Origin of the sequence: Actinomyces bovis, from assembly GCF_900444995.1 — a bacterium.
Taxonomy (GTDB): Bacteria; Actinomycetota; Actinomycetes; order Actinomycetales; family Actinomycetaceae; genus Actinomyces; species Actinomyces bovis.
The window spans coordinates 280,810-296,071 of sequence record NZ_UAPQ01000006.1 but is presented as its reverse complement, the minus strand read 5'-3'; the positions used below and the strand labels follow the sequence as shown (position 1 = coordinate 296,071).

Sequence of the window (15,262 nt, the reverse complement as noted above, 5' to 3'; positions counted from 1 at the left end):
AAACACCGGCTACCTGGCCAGTCTCATGCACCCAGCTCGGCGGCCAGGTGCCCCCGCTCGCTGACGTCAAACCACAGCAGATCAGCCTCAGCGGCCCGCTCAAAAGCCTCCTCGTCGCCCAGGCGGGCAGCATTTACATCCGCCTCTGCCGCAGCCTCGTCAACCAGTAACGCCGCCACATCGGCCCAAGAAACCTCAGCCCTTAGGCGCACCGTGCCTGGCAGCACCTCGTCACTGGGCGCAAGCTCCTCGACCATGGCAGCATCCACATCGGCAGCTACCACCACGCGGCGCGGAGCCAATGCTTCAGTCCCCGGCTCCGCCAGCAGCAACAAAGAAGCATCGGCGGCACACAGGCTTGCGGAGACCTCCAGGCCTTCCTCGTCCTCCTCCGGTAGGGCGGCAGCGAGCGACGCCGTCGCAGCGTGGGCGGATCGGGGAGCAAGAGCAGCGGCACGCAGGTCGGCGGCGGTGGCAGGAAGATAGATGCGCATAGGGCAAGTGTGCCCGTCAGCGGCGGTGTCGTCCCCCGCGACGCCGAGGCGTGTCCCCACTAGGCGCCGTCCTTTCCGCCAAGCGGCCCTCGGGTGGGGCGCTAGGGGGCGCCACTGCGGGCATGATCCCGTAGCCTCCGGCCACAGTGCTCACGCCTGTCACGGCGGGCCCAGGCGCCCCCACTGCTGCCGGTCTGCCAGTGTCGGGCGCTGCCGCCGGAGCAGCAGTCCTGGCAGCTGCCGTGTTTACATCCGCCGTCTCAGGCCGATTGCTGCCAGCCTTAGCAGTAGGTTTAGCGACCCGAGCCCGACTGCCCTTGACCGGACGTGCCTTAGGGCTCCGCTTCGAGAAAGGTCCCGGGCGCCTGCCACGACGTCGAGCCTTCTCCTGAAGCTGCGATGCCACCGCTGGATCTACGGTTGCTGCTAGCTCCGCGAGCGCCCGGCCCAGCGCGGAAGCTGGCGCCAGTTCCAGCACTGCCTGTCCCTCCAACAGTGCCCGATCAGCCAAGGCTGGATCGTCAGGCAACAAGGTGGCTTTTTCAAGCCCACCGAAGCGCTCCAACGCCTCCCGCACCGCCCACTTTGGGGAGTGTCCAGCTGCGGAGGCCCGCACCCGATTGACCACCACCTCCAGGCGCCCCCGCCAGCCCTGGGTGTGCATATCGGCAAGCAGCTGCAACAGGCGCCGCACTCCAATGGGGTCGGCTCCACCAACTACCAGCACCACCTCGGCCTGGGCCAGTAACTCAGCCACCACGGCGCCCCGGCCTGGCTCCAGGGTCAACTCGTTGACCTCGTCCTCGGCCAGGCCACCGGGCAGGTCCACCACCGTCCAGGCCGCGGTTTCGCGGCAGCGGCTCCAGACCACGTCCATGGAGACTGGCGGCAGTTCACGCCAGCGGCCGGGACGTCCCAAACCTGAGAGCAGCCTTACTCCCGGGCTTACCTCCGTGAGTAAGCCCGCCAGGGCCGGTTGGTCCAAGCCACCATGTGTGGCCAGCCGGGCGGCGGTGGCCAAGGCGGAGGAGTCCTCGGGCATCCCCAAGAGCTGCACCAGGCTGGGGGCCTCCAGGTCCGCGTCCACCAGCAGTACCTCCCCCGCCCCGCGTAGTCCCAGCGCGAGGGAAGCGGCGATAGTTGAGCGACCGGGCGCGCCTGTGGGGCCCCAGACGGCCACGATCCGCCCTTGGGTGCCTGCGGGCCGCCAGGCGGGTGCAGCAGCGGCACCGGGTGCCGGTAGGTCACCGACTGCAGGCAGCTCACCAGACCTCAGCGGGACGCCGGGCACTGGTAGACCACTGGGCGTCAGCGGCCCGCCAGGCGTCAGCGGCCCGCCAGGAGCGGTCAAAGCAGCCGCCCCGGTCGCGCTGTCCGGCGCAGCTTGACTGCGCGGCGTATCCAAGCTGCCATGCCCCGCTCCGCTCCCGCTTTCAGCGGCGTCGCTTGCCCCAGCGGCAGCGCCCAGAGTCTCGGCACCGCTTGCTGCGCTCGGGCCCCAGCCCCACTCGCCGTAGATGGCAGGCATCCAAGGCAGGACCGCGGTATCTCTCACTTGGTCCAGCGCCACGGCTTCCGCAGGCGTGATGGCGGTGGGATCTGCCTGCAGTGCTGGTGGAGGCGGTGGCACCGGCACCGTCCCGGGTGCGGCGGTGGTCTCCAGGAAGGGCCAGATATCCTCACTGGGCTCGGGCTCCCCCGTCCGGTTATCCAGGCCTTTGAATGACTGCAGCACCTCAACTAGCCGCTGTGGTGTGGCGCTGCGTGATTCCACCGGCACCCCTAGCGCCGTCCACCGGGCCACATCCTGGCTGGGCGCTAGCAACAAACACTGCACGCTGGCACGCCGGAGGCGGTCCAAAACAGTCAGATCGACGCCGTCGAGCTCGGTGTCAATCACCGCCACCTCGCCCAGCCCGGCTGCTGCAGCTGCTAGCAGCTCAGCCACGTCTCCGCAGCGCCGCTCTACCTGGAGGCCAGAGCCGTGGGCCATCAGGAGCCGCAGTAGCTCTGAGTCGTCACCTGTCAGCGCCAGCAGCACTGCGGTCGTCATGCGCCAGCCCCCACCGGCACCAGCACCAGCTGGCCGCCTGCAGCCAAGGCGCCGAGCACATCTGGCAGGCTGGCAGCCGGAACCTGGACCTCCACATTGCGTTCCTGACTGGTGCCCACCAAGTTCTGTTCTTTCTGCCCCACGGTGGAGACGATCAGGCCGTTGACCACGGCTTTGGCCTGCAGCTTCTCCCCTGCCTTAGCGCCCGCTTGTTCCTTGGGCAGCAGCCAGAGGTCTGCGCGGCTGCCCACTCCTAGAGAGCTGGGCAGCCCGGTAGCTACGGGAATGACCACCGAGCGGAGATCTTCTGGGGTCTGTGCGCCCACCGAGGCGGTGGCAAGCAGCTCCCCTGCGCTTATGGAGCGGGTGGCGACGGCGTTAGCGGGCAGGGCTCCAGCGTGTACGTAGTTACCGGTTCCGGGGTGGGCGGAGACGATGGTGAGCACGCCGTCTTGGGTGAGGTCGGTTCCGGGTGCGATGTCTTGGGTGACGGCGTACAGTTCCTCGGTAGCAGCGGCGCTATCCACAGCCCAGGCCCCAAGCGCTGCTGACCCTGCCACCATCACTATTCCCAACGCGAACCTCGGGTCTCGCCAAGGCTTGCGAGGTCTCATCCGGTTGCTGCTGGCCGCACGGGTTCTGCTGCCTGCCTGCGTTGAGCGGGCCTCGGGCAGGGCTGAGGGTAGAGGCGTCACGAGTCTCTCCTTTGGTGTCTCGTGATCACTTTTGGCGCTCATTTCAGGGTTTTGAGTGCCGCCAGGGATTTTTAACGGTGGCGCGTAGCGCACGATGATGTAACAATCGTGCCATGAGTATCCGCTTCCTGACTATCTCTGACGTGGCTGAGCAGCTCCAGCTTTCCGCGCAGGCGGTTCGCGCCCTGATCCACAGTGGAGACCTGCCTGCCATTCAGGTAGGTGCACGCAAGCTGTGGCGGATTGAGGATGCCGCGCTGGAGGAGTACATCCAGCGCCAGTACGCCTCCACTCGCAAGCTAGTGGCTGCTGGCCACCCAGACGAGCAGGACTGAGGCAGACTCGAAGGCAGTCCGCTCAGCGCAGGCGCAAGACGTCGACGGCGTCGAGCGCCACACTTATGCGCCCGCTTACGCCACCACCTAGGGCAGCCCCACCTTCAACCATGAGGTCGACGTGGTCGGCTCCAACCCGCACAGGCCGCCCCGTCAGTTCCACCCCGTGCATTGCGATGCGAATAACTGCGCCACGGCGCACGAGTGCGCGCATAAGGGAACGCAGACTGCGCTCAGAGACGCTCCGCTGCGGAGCAACCGCTTTGAGTCCGAGCGGCCAAGCTGCAGTTACCGAAGTCAGCGGCACCAACGCCTGCGCCCCTGAATCCTCCCCTAGCAGCGCGAACTGACCTGGCACGGACAGTAGCTTCCCCGTCAGGACTATCCCGCCTCTGACAGCCAATTGCAGACGCCGCCCCTGGGTGCCGCGCAGGCGGTCAGCCAAGCGCACCTCCCCAGACTCAGCCTCGGCTAGCTCATGACTGGCAGCCAGGAGGTCCGCGCGCCGCTCGGCCTCAAAGGCGCTCTCTAGGTCCGCAAACAGGGAATCGAGGTCCACGGCGGCACTTCACCATATGTACCCACCACCTTCAAGACCTATGTGACCCTTGACAAAGCAACCGCGCCGTAGTTTGATTAAACATCATCAAACAACACCATCAGATACGGAAAGCACCATGCAGGCACGTATCACCCTGAAACTCCTCTGCTGTGCATCTGCAGGAGCAGCCCTGCTACTCGGAAGAATCTCCTACCTGCAGCAGCAGTCCCTGCGCGGCCTGAGCGCGTCTGCTTGGGGCAGCGCCCAACTATCCGACGCCGTACTGCTAGGCCTGTGCGGTTTAGGCGCCGTCGCCGCCACCTGGTACTGCCTGTCCACCGTCCTAGCCCTGGTGGCCACCGCCAGTCCGCGCCACCCGGCCCGGTCGCAAGCCGCCTGGGGCCGCCAATTCTGCGAAGGACTCCTGGAAACCTGGGGCGCACCTATGGTGCGACGTATTGCCGCCGGTGCACTAGTGGCGAGCCTCGGTACTGCCCCAGCGCTGGCAGCCGAGGTGCCGACGGCAGACGACTTCGGTTGGCAGCCCACGCCGACGATCAGCCAGACCTTAAGCCCGAGGCCAGCCGATGCAGCTGCGGCGGAGAAGGCCCCGGCCACCCCCGAACCGACCCCCAGCCCAGAACCCCAAGCAGCCGAACAGCCACCGGTCACCGATACTGCAGCAGCTCCTACGCCAGCACCAGCCGCTCCAGCCCCCACCCCCACTCTTCCATCCCAGCAGGCAGGCGGCGCTACTCCCGCTGGGCCCGGCCAGGGCAAGCAACACACGGTCAGGCCTGGAGAGAGCCTGTGGGAGATCACTGCCGCCCACCTAGGCCTAGCCAAGGACTCACCGGAGGTAGCCAAGTTCTGGCCCCAGCTCTACGAGACCAATCGGGCCACAATCGGCGCGGACCCCGAGCTAATCCATCCGGGAAACACCCTGAGCCTGCCCTGGGCCGGGAACTAACCGCACAACATCTTCAGCAACGAGCCAAGGACGACTCATGACCTCCCTGACCTCCGCCCGCCCTACAAAGCTGCTCCCCGCCTGCCCCGGAGCACCCCAGCAGCCCGGTCAGAAGCGACTTTCCGCCCAATCAGCCAAGCGGAACCCCACTCACAGGCAGCTCAGCGCAGCAGAGGTCCGCAAGCAGGCGGCTTACCGCACAGCTAGCCCCCAGGCGCCTGAGATTCGGGTCACCGTGGCACCGGCAGCTGGTGCCCGCCAAGCCCGCCGAGTGTCCCGCGCTCTGCCAGGCACCCCCACCATTCCCACGCCGGAGCAACGCGCCTCACTTACCGGCGGCCCCGTGCTGACGCCTGGCACTATGCCGCGTCAAGACTGGGACCGGGTGCGCTTTCGCGCCCGGGTGGATCTACCAGAAGCCATGAGCCTGGTAGAGCTAGCAGCCTGCCCTAGATCCGCAGCCCCCACTGAAGCTCCGGAGAAAGCCGCCGAGGTGCTGGTGCGCGCCAGCCTGGAAGTGCTCTCAGGCCGACGTTCGGCGCAAGCGCTGGTGCGGCACACCACTCCAGAGCTCTTTGAGGCCATCGCAAGGCGTTCCAGCCTGGCCCAGCGATTGCGGGGCCGGGTAGCACCCGCTACTGCCCCTGCCATACGCTCTAGCCGCGCTCAGCAACCAGTGCCAGGGCGGGCGGAGGCCGTGGTGCTGGTGGAGACGGCAGGCCGGGTCCGAGCGGCAGCCGCCCGTCTGTTACTACGGCGGGGCCGGTGGATTCTCGCGGGCCTAGAGATCGCCTGACACCAGAAAATGCCCTGAGGCGAAAGCGGCCCTGCCCCAAAAGACCATCTAAAACCCCACGGGGGCGCGCAACTAGCCAATGCAGCCAGTCACGCACCCCCGCGGGCAGCGTCCTTAGGACTTAGCGGCGTTTGCGGCGCTTGGCAGCCCGCCGCTCAGCGCGGTTACCGCCCTCGGCTTCACTTGCAGCTGCCGAACCGCTGGAGGAGGTGGCCTGCCCGTCCTCATCGGGAGCCGAGTAGGTCATTTTGGCTTTCATCTGCTCCTGACCGGTATCTCCCAGCACGGTGCCCGTGGGCCGGGAGGGGTCGATTCCGGCGGCGGCGCGCCCATCGGTCACCTCCGCCGTCTGCTCCTCATAGCGGGCCTGCGCCTCCTCAAAGCGGGCAGCGTTGGCGAAGATCTGCTCGATAGTCTCCTCACGGATGCCTTCCATCATGGCTTTGAACATGTGGGCGCCCTCGTTGGCGTACTCCACCAGTGGGTCTCTCTGAGCCATGGCACGCAGGCCGATACCCTCCTTGAGGTAGTCCATCTCGTAGAGGTGTTCACGCCAGTGCTTGTCCACCACGGCCAGCAGAATGCGCCGCTCCATAGTGCGCATGGGCTCCTCACCAAGCTGGGACCGGGCCAGCGGGTTGGCGTTCAAGCGCTCCTCAGCCTTCTCGTAGGCCAGTTCGGCGTCGCCGGTGAGTTCAGCCGTGAGGGCCTCAGGCGTGAGGCGGTCCAGGCCACCTACGGCGTCCACAATCTCCTCGCTGCTCAGGCTGGCGGGGTAAATGTGGGCGAGGTCGTTCCACAGGGCCTCCAGGTCCCACTCATCGGAGCGGCCTTCGGCGGTGCGGGAGGAAACCACCGTGTTGACCACGGAGGCGCGGAAGGCCTCGATCTGGGGTTCTAGGTCCTCCCCTTCCAACACGCGGCGGCGCTCGGAGTAGACCTTCTCGCGCTGCTCAGTCATAACGTCGTCGTATTTGAGGACGTTCTTGCGGATCTCGTAGTTGCGCGACTCCACCTGCCGCTGAGCGGAAGCGATGGCGCGGGTGACGATCTTGGACTCCAGCGGGACGTCGTCGGGGTAGGCATCGGAGGCCATGATGCGCTGGGCGGCGCCAGAGGCGAACATGCGCATCAAGTCGTCCTCCATAGACAGGTAGAAGCGGGACTCGCCCGGGTCTCCCTGACGGCCGGAGCGGCCGCGCAGCTGGTTGTCGATGCGACGTGACTCGTGGCGCTCAGTGCCCAGCACGTACAGGCCCCCGAGCTCCACCACCTCGTCGTGCTCAGCTTTGCAGGCCTCCTTGGCAGCCTTGAGGGCAGCAGGCCAGGCGGCGTCGTACTCTTCCGCGTTTTCTTCCGGGTCCAGCCCCTGCTCCTTGAGGGCGGTGACCGCAATATGCTCAGCGTTGCCTCCAAGCATGATGTCCGTACCACGGCCAGCCATATTGGTGGCTACAGTGACCGCACCCTTGCGTCCCGCCATGGCGACGACGGCGGCTTCGCGGGCGTGCTGCTTGGCGTTAAGGACCTCGTGGGGGATGTCGCGTTTGCGGAGCATCTCGGAGAGCTGTTCAGACTTTTCCACGCTGGTGGTGCCTACGAGCACCGGCTGGCCGGCCTCGTAGCGCTCTGCGATGTCATCAACCACCGCAGCCAGCTTGGATTTGGCGTTGGTGTAGACCAGGTCTGGCTGATCCACGCGGATCATGGGCCGGTTGGTGGGAATCGGGACCACGCCGATCTTGTAAGTGCCAGCGAACTCAGCGGCTTCGGTCTCCGCGGTGCCGGTCATGCCGGAGCGGGAGCCTTCTGGGTAGAGCCGGAAGTAGTTCTGCAGGGTGATGGTGGCCAGGGTCTGGTTCTCAGCCTTGATCTCCACGCCCTCCTTGGCCTCAATGGCCTGGTGCATGCCTTCGTTGTAGCGTCGGCCGGGCAGTACGCGGCCCGTGTGCTCGTCCACGATCAGCACCTCGCCGTCGCGCACGATGTAGTCCTTGTCCAAGTGGAAGAGCTCTTTGGCGCGGATAGCGTTGTTTAGGAAGCCGATCAAGGGGGTGTTGGCGGACTCGTAGAGGTTGTCGATGCCCAGGTAGTCCTCAACGCGCTCGATACCAGAGGCCAGGATGCCGATGGTGCGTTTCTTCTCATCCACCTCGTAATCCGTGCCCGCCTCCAAGCGTTCAGCAATCTTGGAGAACTCCTGGTACCACTTATTGACGTCGCCGGTGGCGGGGCCGGAGATGATCAGCGGGGTACGAGCCTCGTCGATGAGGATGGAGTCCACCTCGTCCACGATCACAAAGGCGTGGCCACGCTGCACTAGGTCCTCGGGGCGCTGGGCCATATTGTCGCGCAGGTAGTCGAAGCCGAACTCGTTATTCGTGCCGTAAGTGATATCGCAGCCGTACTGCTTGCGACGCTCGGCAGGAGTCTGGCCCACCAGAATGCAGCCGGTGGACAGCCCCAGGAAGCGGTGTACGCGCCCCATGAGGTCAGACTGGTACTCGGCCAGGTAGTCGTTGACGGTAACGACGTGCACGCCCTGGCCGGTCAGGGCCCGCAGGTAGGAAGGCATGGTGGCTACCAGAGTCTTGCCCTCACCGGTTTTCATCTCGGCGATATTGCCTAGGTGCAGCGCGGCCCCGCCCATGATCTGCACGTGGTAAGGGCGCATGCCTAAGACGCGGTCGGCGGCCTCCGCGACGGCGGCGAAGGCTTCGGGGAGCAGCGCGTCCAGAGTCTCACCGTCGGCGTGACGTTGTTTGAGTTCGTCTGTGAGCTCGCGCAGCTCCTCGTCCGTGAACTCTTTGTAGGTGTCCGCAAGTGCTTCAACCTGGGTGGCCAGGGCATCGAGCTTCTTTAGTGTGCGCCCCTCACCGAGGCGAAGGATCCGGTCGACGATCGACAAGCTGTTTCTCCCTTAGACATCTGCATGGGCCCATACGGCCTAGACCTTGTTAATCGTAGACGAATCAGGGCCCGGTGCGGCCCGGCGGAGACGTATAGCACCGCACGCTCCACAGGACCGTTACCTGCTGGTCCATTTAGCTGACCTGGCCCGTGTGTGACAGACCACTTCCTCAGGCGGGCAAGCTAACTGCATGCGCCGCTTGTTACCCACGCTGACTCGACTGGCCTTGCCTGCCTGCTGTGCCGGCTGCAGGGCCTGGGACACGCTCCTGTGTGAGAACTGCCGCCTGGCGCTGCACCAGCCGCTGCGAAGGATTCCCGGGATGGGTGATTCGGTATGGGCGGGAGCTGATTACGCCGGGGCGGTGCGACACCTGGTGCTCGCGTGGAAAAACGGCGCGCGGGAGGATTTGCAGCCGGTGTTGGCTGAGCGGGGTCGGGAGCTGGGGGCGCTGTGGTGGGAGGCGGCCACAGCAGCGACCTGGGGATCTGAAGCCGCAGCTCTGGCTGCCGAAGGGCCGGAGGCAGCGGGAGCAGCTGCAGGGCAATCGCCACTGGCCAGGCGGGTGCTGCGGCCTCCTGCCCCAAGTAGAGCTGCTCCGCTGCTGGTGGTTCCGGCACCTTCTGGACTTGGGCGGCGTCTGCGCGGACGGCTGGTGACGGCCTCCTTGGCGGATGCGGTGGCGGCGGGCGTGGCGCAAGCAGCCGGGGGCGCATTGGCGGTGTGGTCGGCGGATTTGCTGCGACGCCGGGGCGGCAGCCAGCACCAGGCGGGGCTGGGGGCCGCTCAACGCAAGCACAACCGGAGCCTGCCGCCGCGGGTACTGGCGGAGGTGAGAGGCCTGCAAGTGCTACTGGTGGACGACGTCGTTACCACAGGAGCTACTTTGACTGCCTGCCGCCGGGCTTTGGAGTTGGCTGGAGCTGAGGTCCTAGGAGCAATCGCGGTGGCGGCGGCCCTCGCTCCAGGCAGTGCTCCCCGTTGCGGGCGACAGCCTGCACAATTGCCCACATAGGACTGAGCACATGGTGTATCTTCTGTGGCACAACACACAGATGCGTGGTGTCCTGTCATGGACGACGGGTAGCTAAGAGCATGAAGGAGGCGGTCAGTTCCTTCCAGAGCCCGCCGCGTAGTGCGACGGGTGCAGTCATCAACGCCCCAGTTGGGGCGCGCACTCCAGAGCCCAGAAAGGGTGAACCATGGACATCACCGTCGTTGGTCGCAACGCAGAGATCAGTTCGCGTTACCGGGACTACGTCGAGGAGAAAGTCACCAAGGTCGAGCAGTACGACCCGCGTGTGCAACGCGTGGAGATTGAGGTGACGCATGAGCGCAACCCGCGTCAAGCGGACACCGCCGAGCGGGTAGAACTCACCGTCATCTCCAAAGGTCCGACTATCCGGGCCGAGGCCTCCTCCTCTGACCGCTTCGCTGCTTTCGACATCGCCATGGGGAAGCTCACTGAGCGCCTGCGCCGAGTGCGTGACCGCAAGAAGGACCACCACCGCTACGCCGTCGTGGTGCCAGAGGAACCGCTTGAGACCACGCCCGTAGCCGAGGAGGAAGAGCCGGAGGAAATCAAGCCAACGGTCCCCACCACCAAGGGGGTGGCGGTGGAGTCCCAGCTAGGCGATTCCCCCGTGATCGTCCGCCAGAAGCTGCACGACGCCGTGCCGATGACCGTGGACGAGGCCCTGTACCAAATGGAGTTGGTAGGCCACCCCTTCTACCTGTTCATTGAGAAGGAAACCAAGCAGCCCTGCGCGGTCTACCACCGCCACGGTTGGACCTACGGTGTGATCCGCCTAGACGCTCAGGTCCTCTGAGCACTCGCTAACACAGACCGGTGCCGGTGGGATTCATAGACCCCACCGGCACCGTCATACCTGAGCTTTAACTCTCCTCATCCCCGCTAGGCGCCCGGCAGCGGGTAATAAGGATCGGAGCAAGCGGCGTCGATCTCATGCCAAGTAGCTCCGCTGCGACGCCACAGCACTGAGCGCGCGTCACAGGCCAGGATCGTGCCATTGGTACGCTCGCCAGCCAGCACCGTAGTGTCTTTGACGGCGGCTACATCCTCATAGGAACCGCCGACGACCTGCAGACGCAGCGTGCCTCCACCTGATTCCTCCGCCATCAGCACGGCCACGGTCATCAAGTCGGCCCAAGCCACCTTGGTGGCTCCAGGCGCCACCAAGTACTGCGGCTGTACGAGCGCAGCGGGGTGAGCGTCCTCGCCTTCACGCTTCACGGCACACACGGCCACGCGCACCCCCTGGTTCGTGGAGGCCACCACGGCCACCCGCCCACCTTCTGCAGACAGGTCAAAGGCAGTGATCTTGCCTACCAACCAGTCAGTCTTGAGGTTGTGAGCCGCTCCCTTGGCGTTTACCACGGAAAGCTGGCCATCACGCCCGGTCCAAACCCAGCCGTCGGCGTCGACTACGGGGGGCAAGAGCGAGTCGCTGCCGCCTTGGGGATTTGCCGTTGAGTAGATGACCGAGGCGGAGTTTGCGCCAGCGGCCAACCGCAGGAGGCTGCCACCGTTGAGGGCGTAGACGCTGTTGTCAGGCCCGACGGCGGGGGATCGCAGCTGTGAGCCGCCCAAGGAGGCGAGGTCGGCCAAGGCTACGCGCGTGCCACCCACACCCCGCACCACTGCGCTTGGGGTCAGCAATACCACCTGGCCGGAGCCCTTGAGTGGATTTGGCAGCTTGGAGTCAGCGGCCACCCGCTCTCCATTGACCACCACGTGGACCTCTGTAACGGTTTCCAACACGGACAGGCTCAAGGTGATTTGGGAGGCGAGCCTGGAGAGCAAGCCCGCTGGCTGGCGGTCTTGGGAACGCAGCCCCACGGTTACCAGCCCGTTGACGGCGGTAAGGCCCGCCTGGTCCTCCATCTCCATGCCTTCCAGAGCCAGCGCTGTAGCTACTCCCTTCAACCTGTCAGAGGGTCCGCCCAGGATGCGGCTGACCACGCGGCTGACGGCATTGCGTGAGGGAACCCAACGGGAGTCAGCCACCCAGTGAGTGCCATCTGGTCCTAGGAAAAACACTGGTAAACACTGGAAGTTAGAGCTGAATGAGGAGACTGGCAGCATCACGCCGTCAGGCACCGCGGCTATGCGCCACTCATTTCTGGCGTTGCGGGTCAGGGTGTAAGACACCTGAACCGGATTGTCTTCAGCCACCACCTCATAGTTGCCCTCCGCATCCAACTGCGCCTGCACCGGCACGCTAACCTGCACCGCGCCGCTTTGGTCTTGGACGATGCTTGTGGAGTCGAGGTGGGGGTAAACACGGACTGTGCGCTCTGGCCACCAGGAGGAGGCCACGGGCCCCACTAGGTAGCGGCGAGCGGCAGCAAAGTCGTCACTGGGGCCGGAGGCACAGGCGCGCAGGAAACCAGCCACGATCTCCGTGGGCTCAGCTCCCACCAAAGGAAAGTCTGCGGTCTGGATCAGCGAGTCTGGCCGCTGATCGCGAACGTCAGCGCGCTGCACCTTGCCGCTGCTGGGCAGAGTCACGCAACCGCTAAGCCCCGCAGTCCCCGCCGTTGCCAGGGCGAGCAGGAAGCTGCGGCGAGCCGGGCCGTATTCCGCTGCCCGGTTTGGCCCTGCCGCTCCTGCTGGCAGGCGTCGCTTATGAGCCTCAGCGCCGGTCACGGTGCACCTCCGGGTCTTCAGGGGTGGGGGCATACTGCAGTTCACGGGGCGCCTGGTTGGATGCGGGCACTGCAGTTACCCCGTGGCTGCGCACGGGCACGCGCAGGTGATCTGCCGAGCGGGCTTCTAGGCCAGCAGCTTTGAGCAAGCCTTCTACGGCAGCCAGGGTTTCATCTGTGTCGTCGATGGGCTCGGCGGTCACCACCACGGGTGGGTTGACTCCGGTGGCATCGGCGTAGCGGGTTACGGGGCCCCGTGACTGCTGGCGGGGCGGGGGCACGATCTCTGGACGCGGGTCGACAATCGGTTTCGCGGCTGCCTCACCATCCCGGGTGCTGCTGACTGCTTTGAAGGCCCGTTTGGTGCGCGCCTCCGCGAGAGCCTCAGCGGGAGCATCGTCTGGGATGAGTTCGAGGGGCCGCTTGTCGATGGGTTCCCCAGGAACGCGCGGCAGAGTGAGCAGGAAGGAAGAGCCTGCTCCCGGCCAGCCCCAGGCTGTCAGCTCACCACCGTGGAGGGTGGCGTCCTCCTGGGAGATGGACAGGCCCAGACCGGTGCCGCCGGTGGAGCGCTTGCGCGAGGGGTCAGCGCGGAAGAAGCGGTCAAAGACGTGAGCCACCACCTTCTCGCTCATGCCGATGCCGTGGTCGCGCACGCGCACTGCCACTGCCCCAGCGTTCTGGGCCACGGTGACATCCAGGGGTTTGCTTTCGCCATGCTCTAGGGCGTTAATGACCAGGTTGCGAACGATTCGCTCCACGCGGGTGCGGTCCAGGGCCACTCGCACGGGTCCGTCTGGCACGTGCAGACGCACATCCGTGTTCTTCTCTGCAGCCAGGGGTGCAGCCATGCCGAGCACGTCACGTACCACCTCAACCATGTCCACTTCTTTGAGATGGAGGGCGGAGGCGCCGGCGTCGATCCGCGAAATGGTGAGCAGATCCTCCAACATGGTTGCGAAGCGCTCTAGTTGCCCAAAGAGGATTACGGCGCTGCGCTTGAGCACCGGATCATCAAAGTCCTCTCGGGCTGCGAAGATCTGTTCGCCGGCCAGGCGGATGGTGGTCAACGGGGTGCGCAGTTCGTGGGAAACGTCGGAAACAAAGCGCCTTTGGAGTTGGGAGAGTTCGTCGTAACGGCTGATCTGCTCCTCAATATTGTCTGCCATGGTGTTGAAGGAGCGAGCTAGGACAGCTAGCTCATCGGCGCCGTGCACGTCTAGGCGTTCGGTCAGCAAGCCGCGGGCTAGGCGCTGGGCTGCCAGTGAGGTCTGGCGCACTGGCATCAGCACGCGCCAAGCCATGGTGGAGACCATGAGAATCAGCACCGTGGCAAAGCCAATGCTGGCCACGGTCATAGCGCGCGCAGTCACGGTAAGGACCCGCTGCTCTGGGGCCAAGGTGTAGATGAGGTAGAGATTGTGTTGCCCGGCCATGGGCAGGTTGATCTGGGTGCCTACTATCAGCCCCGGGTTGGTCTTCCCTGGGTTGGCCTTGTTGCTTGAGGGCACACTAATCGACTGCCAGTGCTCGACTCCTGGCCCGGAGGCCTCCACTTGGGCCGCCAACTCTGGCGTTACCAGCCCGGAGAGGTTCACATCAGTGGCCAGATCGTTGATGACCGTGCCGGAATCCTCATCAGCGGCTCGGTTGAGGACTACGCCGATTCCGCCAGCTGCAGCGAAGGAGTCCCTGATGCGGGAGATTTCCTTCTGTACGGTGACGGCGACGTCCTCGCCCGAGGAGATGGTTGCGGAGTCCAGATCCACCTGCGCCACCCGGGCGCGAGTGTGTGCGTCCTTCAGGACGGCATCGCGTTTGTTGTCAAAAATGTCGCTGCTGATGTGACTGGTGACCAGGACCAGCAGCAGCACGATCATCAGGCCACCGATTCCCACCGCCAGAACCGTCAGGCGCATGGTGACGGAGTGGCGCAGGGATTTGACGACCGAGAGGTTCCGCCAACCTCCCCGTTGTGCCTCAGGCGTCATTTTTGGATGCTGACCGCCGTCACCTCGAGCCACCGGCACGGTAACCAATACCGCGCACGGTCATAACAATCTCGGGGTGCTCCGGGTCGTGCTCGATTTTGGCGCGCAGGCGCTGAACATGGACGTTGACCAGCCGGGTGTCCGCCGTGTGGTGGTAACCCCAAACCTCAGCGAGCAGTTCTTCGCGGCTGAAGGCCTTCCACGGAGAACGGGCCAGGGTGACCAGCAGGTCAAACTCAAGCGGCGTAAGGGAGATGATCTGCTCACCACGGCGCACCTCGTGGCCAGCCACGTCGATCATGAGGTCGGCGACCTCCACGCGCTCAGCTCCGGCGGCCGCCGGGTCCAGAACTCGGCGCAGGCGAGTGCGCACGCGGGCCAGGAGCTCCTTGGAGCGGAAGGGTTTGGTGACATAGTCGTCAGCGCCCGCTTCCAAACCGGCGACGACGTCCTCAGTCTCCGTACGGGCGGTCAACATAATGATTGGCACGTCAGACTCGATACGAATCTGGCGACAGATTTCCACGCCGTCGACCCCGGGGAGCATGAGGTCGAGAAGTACTAGGTCTGGGGAAACCTTGCGGAACATGCTCATTGCCTGCGCTCCATCCGCGCAGAATGAAGGCACGTAGCCCTCAGACTCGAGCATGATGCCGATCATGTCAGCAAGGGCTGTGTCGTCGTCAACGACGAGTACGCGGGTATCCATGGGACCATCGTGCCACCTACTTGCCACGGCAGGCGACACTTGAAGGCAAATAACTCCTCCTGAAGGCGGAGGTGATTGCCACAATTGCCTGCAATGAT

General features: G+C 65.2%; 13 protein-coding genes. 5 read left to right on the top strand and 8 right to left on the bottom strand.

Going from position 1 to position 15,262, the window contains the following annotated elements; genetic code table 11:
• Window positions 1–23: 23 nt before the first annotated feature.
• From DR039_RS04955 to DR039_RS04945, 3 genes are read right to left on the bottom strand one after another with little or no spacing between them, the layout of a single operon-like run.
• Window positions 24–494, bottom strand: coding sequence for a DUF6912 family protein (locus DR039_RS04955; protein ID WP_111836415.1), 471 nt, complete (start codon window positions 492–494; stop codon window positions 24–26).
• 16 nt (window positions 495–510) lie between these two features.
• Window positions 511–2,547, bottom strand: a complete 2,037-nt coding sequence (locus DR039_RS04950) for an AAA family ATPase (RefSeq protein WP_229116812.1) — start codon at window positions 2,545–2,547, stop codon at window positions 511–513.
• Window positions 2,544–3,110 (bottom strand): hypothetical protein, encoded by a 567-nt coding sequence (locus tag DR039_RS04945; RefSeq protein ID WP_229116811.1) that lies wholly within the window; start codon window positions 3,108–3,110, stop codon window positions 2,544–2,546. The genes DR039_RS04950 and DR039_RS04945 overlap by 4 nt, the downstream gene beginning before the upstream one ends.
• A gap of 245 nt (window positions 3,111–3,355) precedes the next feature.
• Between DR039_RS04945 and DR039_RS04940 the strand changes: the two genes are divergently transcribed.
• Entirely contained in the window at window positions 3,356–3,577 is a 222-nt protein-coding gene (locus DR039_RS04940) for a helix-turn-helix domain-containing protein (protein ID WP_111836285.1), read from the top strand.
• A gap of 22 nt (window positions 3,578–3,599) precedes the next feature.
• On the opposite strand, the gene DR039_RS04935 is transcribed toward DR039_RS04940, so the two are convergent.
• A complete protein-coding gene (locus DR039_RS04935; protein ID WP_111836284.1) occupies window positions 3,600–4,136 on the bottom strand; it encodes a Fis family transcriptional regulator in 537 nt (178 codons plus the stop codon).
• A gap of 118 nt (window positions 4,137–4,254) precedes the next feature.
• Here DR039_RS04935 and DR039_RS04930 point away from each other — a divergent pair, with 118 nt between their 5' ends.
• On the top strand, window positions 4,255–5,088 hold the full coding sequence (locus tag DR039_RS04930; RefSeq protein WP_111836283.1) for a LysM peptidoglycan-binding domain-containing protein: 834 nt from the start codon (window positions 4,255–4,257) through the stop codon (window positions 5,086–5,088).
• Between the two features lie 37 nt (window positions 5,089–5,125).
• Window positions 5,126–5,884 (top strand): Rv3235 family protein, encoded by a 759-nt coding sequence (locus DR039_RS11505; protein WP_229116810.1) that lies wholly within the window; start codon window positions 5,126–5,128, stop codon window positions 5,882–5,884.
• 121 nt (window positions 5,885–6,005) lie between these two features.
• Here the strand turns inward: DR039_RS11505 and secA are convergent, their stop codons facing one another.
• Window positions 6,006–8,792 carry a preprotein translocase subunit SecA gene (gene secA / locus DR039_RS04920; RefSeq protein WP_111836282.1) on the bottom strand — a complete coding sequence of 929 codons (2,787 nt, stop codon included), beginning with the start codon at window positions 8,790–8,792 and terminating at the stop codon, window positions 6,006–6,008.
• 325 nt (window positions 8,793–9,117) lie between these two features.
• Between secA and DR039_RS04915 the strand changes: the two genes are divergently transcribed.
• Both DR039_RS04915 and hpf read left to right on the top strand, forming a co-directional pair.
• Window positions 9,118–9,810: a ComF family protein gene (locus DR039_RS04915; RefSeq protein ID WP_170166852.1), complete on the top strand. Its 693-nt coding sequence runs from the start codon at window positions 9,118–9,120 to the stop codon at window positions 9,808–9,810.
• Window positions 9,811–9,997: 187 nt separating this feature from the next.
• Window positions 9,998–10,624: a ribosome hibernation-promoting factor, HPF/YfiA family gene (gene hpf / locus DR039_RS04910; RefSeq protein ID WP_111836280.1), complete on the top strand. Its 627-nt coding sequence runs from the start codon at window positions 9,998–10,000 to the stop codon at window positions 10,622–10,624.
• Between the two features lie 86 nt (window positions 10,625–10,710).
• Here hpf and DR039_RS04905 read toward each other — a convergent pair whose 3' ends face one another.
• The 3 genes from DR039_RS04905 to mtrA are packed head-to-tail and all read right to left on the bottom strand — an operon-like array spanning window position 10,711 to window position 15,164.
• Entirely contained in the window at window positions 10,711–12,465 is a 1,755-nt protein-coding gene (locus DR039_RS04905; protein ID WP_170166851.1) for a GerMN domain-containing protein, read from the bottom strand.
• Window positions 12,452–14,455 carry an MtrAB system histidine kinase MtrB gene (gene mtrB / locus DR039_RS04900; protein ID WP_111836278.1) on the bottom strand — a complete coding sequence of 668 codons (2,004 nt, stop codon included), beginning with the start codon at window positions 14,453–14,455 and terminating at the stop codon, window positions 12,452–12,454. Before mtrB ends, DR039_RS04905 begins: the two co-directional genes overlap by 14 nt.
• Window positions 14,456–14,474: 19 nt before the next feature.
• Entirely contained in the window at window positions 14,475–15,164 is a 690-nt protein-coding gene (mtrA, locus tag DR039_RS04895) for an MtrAB system response regulator MtrA (protein ID WP_111836277.1), read from the bottom strand.
• Window positions 15,165–15,262: the final 98 nt, after the last annotated feature.

What these genes read in the sequence shown, in the direction of transcription:
- DR039_RS04940 (WP_111836285.1), top strand. Translation starts at nt 3,356, where the DNA reads ATGAGTATCCGCTTCCTGACTATCTCTGACGTGGCTGAGCAGCTCCAG.
- hpf (WP_111836280.1), top strand. Translation starts at nt 9,998, where the DNA reads ATGGACATCACCGTCGTTGGTCGCAACGCAGAGATCAGTTCGCGTTAC.
- DR039_RS04915 (WP_170166852.1), top strand. Translation starts at nt 9,118, where the DNA reads ATGGGTGATTCGGTATGGGCGGGAGCTGATTACGCCGGGGCGGTGCGA.
- mtrA (WP_111836277.1), bottom strand. Translation starts at nt 15,164, where the DNA reads ATGGATACCCGCGTACTCGTCGTTGACGACGACACAGCCCTTGCTGAC.
- DR039_RS11505 (WP_229116810.1), top strand. Translation starts at nt 5,126, where the DNA reads ATGACCTCCCTGACCTCCGCCCGCCCTACAAAGCTGCTCCCCGCCTGC.
- mtrB (WP_111836278.1), bottom strand. Translation starts at nt 14,455, where the DNA reads ATGACGCCTGAGGCACAACGGGGAGGTTGGCGGAACCTCTCGGTCGTC.
- DR039_RS04945 (WP_229116811.1), bottom strand. Translation starts at nt 3,110, where the DNA reads ATGGTGGCAGGGTCAGCAGCGCTTGGGGCCTGGGCTGTGGATAGCGCC.
- DR039_RS04930 (WP_111836283.1), top strand. Translation starts at nt 4,255, where the DNA reads ATGCAGGCACGTATCACCCTGAAACTCCTCTGCTGTGCATCTGCAGGA.
- DR039_RS04955 (WP_111836415.1), bottom strand. Translation starts at nt 494, where the DNA reads ATGCGCATCTATCTTCCTGCCACCGCCGCCGACCTGCGTGCCGCTGCT.
- DR039_RS04950 (WP_229116812.1), bottom strand. Translation starts at nt 2,547, where the DNA reads ATGACGACCGCAGTGCTGCTGGCGCTGACAGGTGACGACTCAGAGCTA.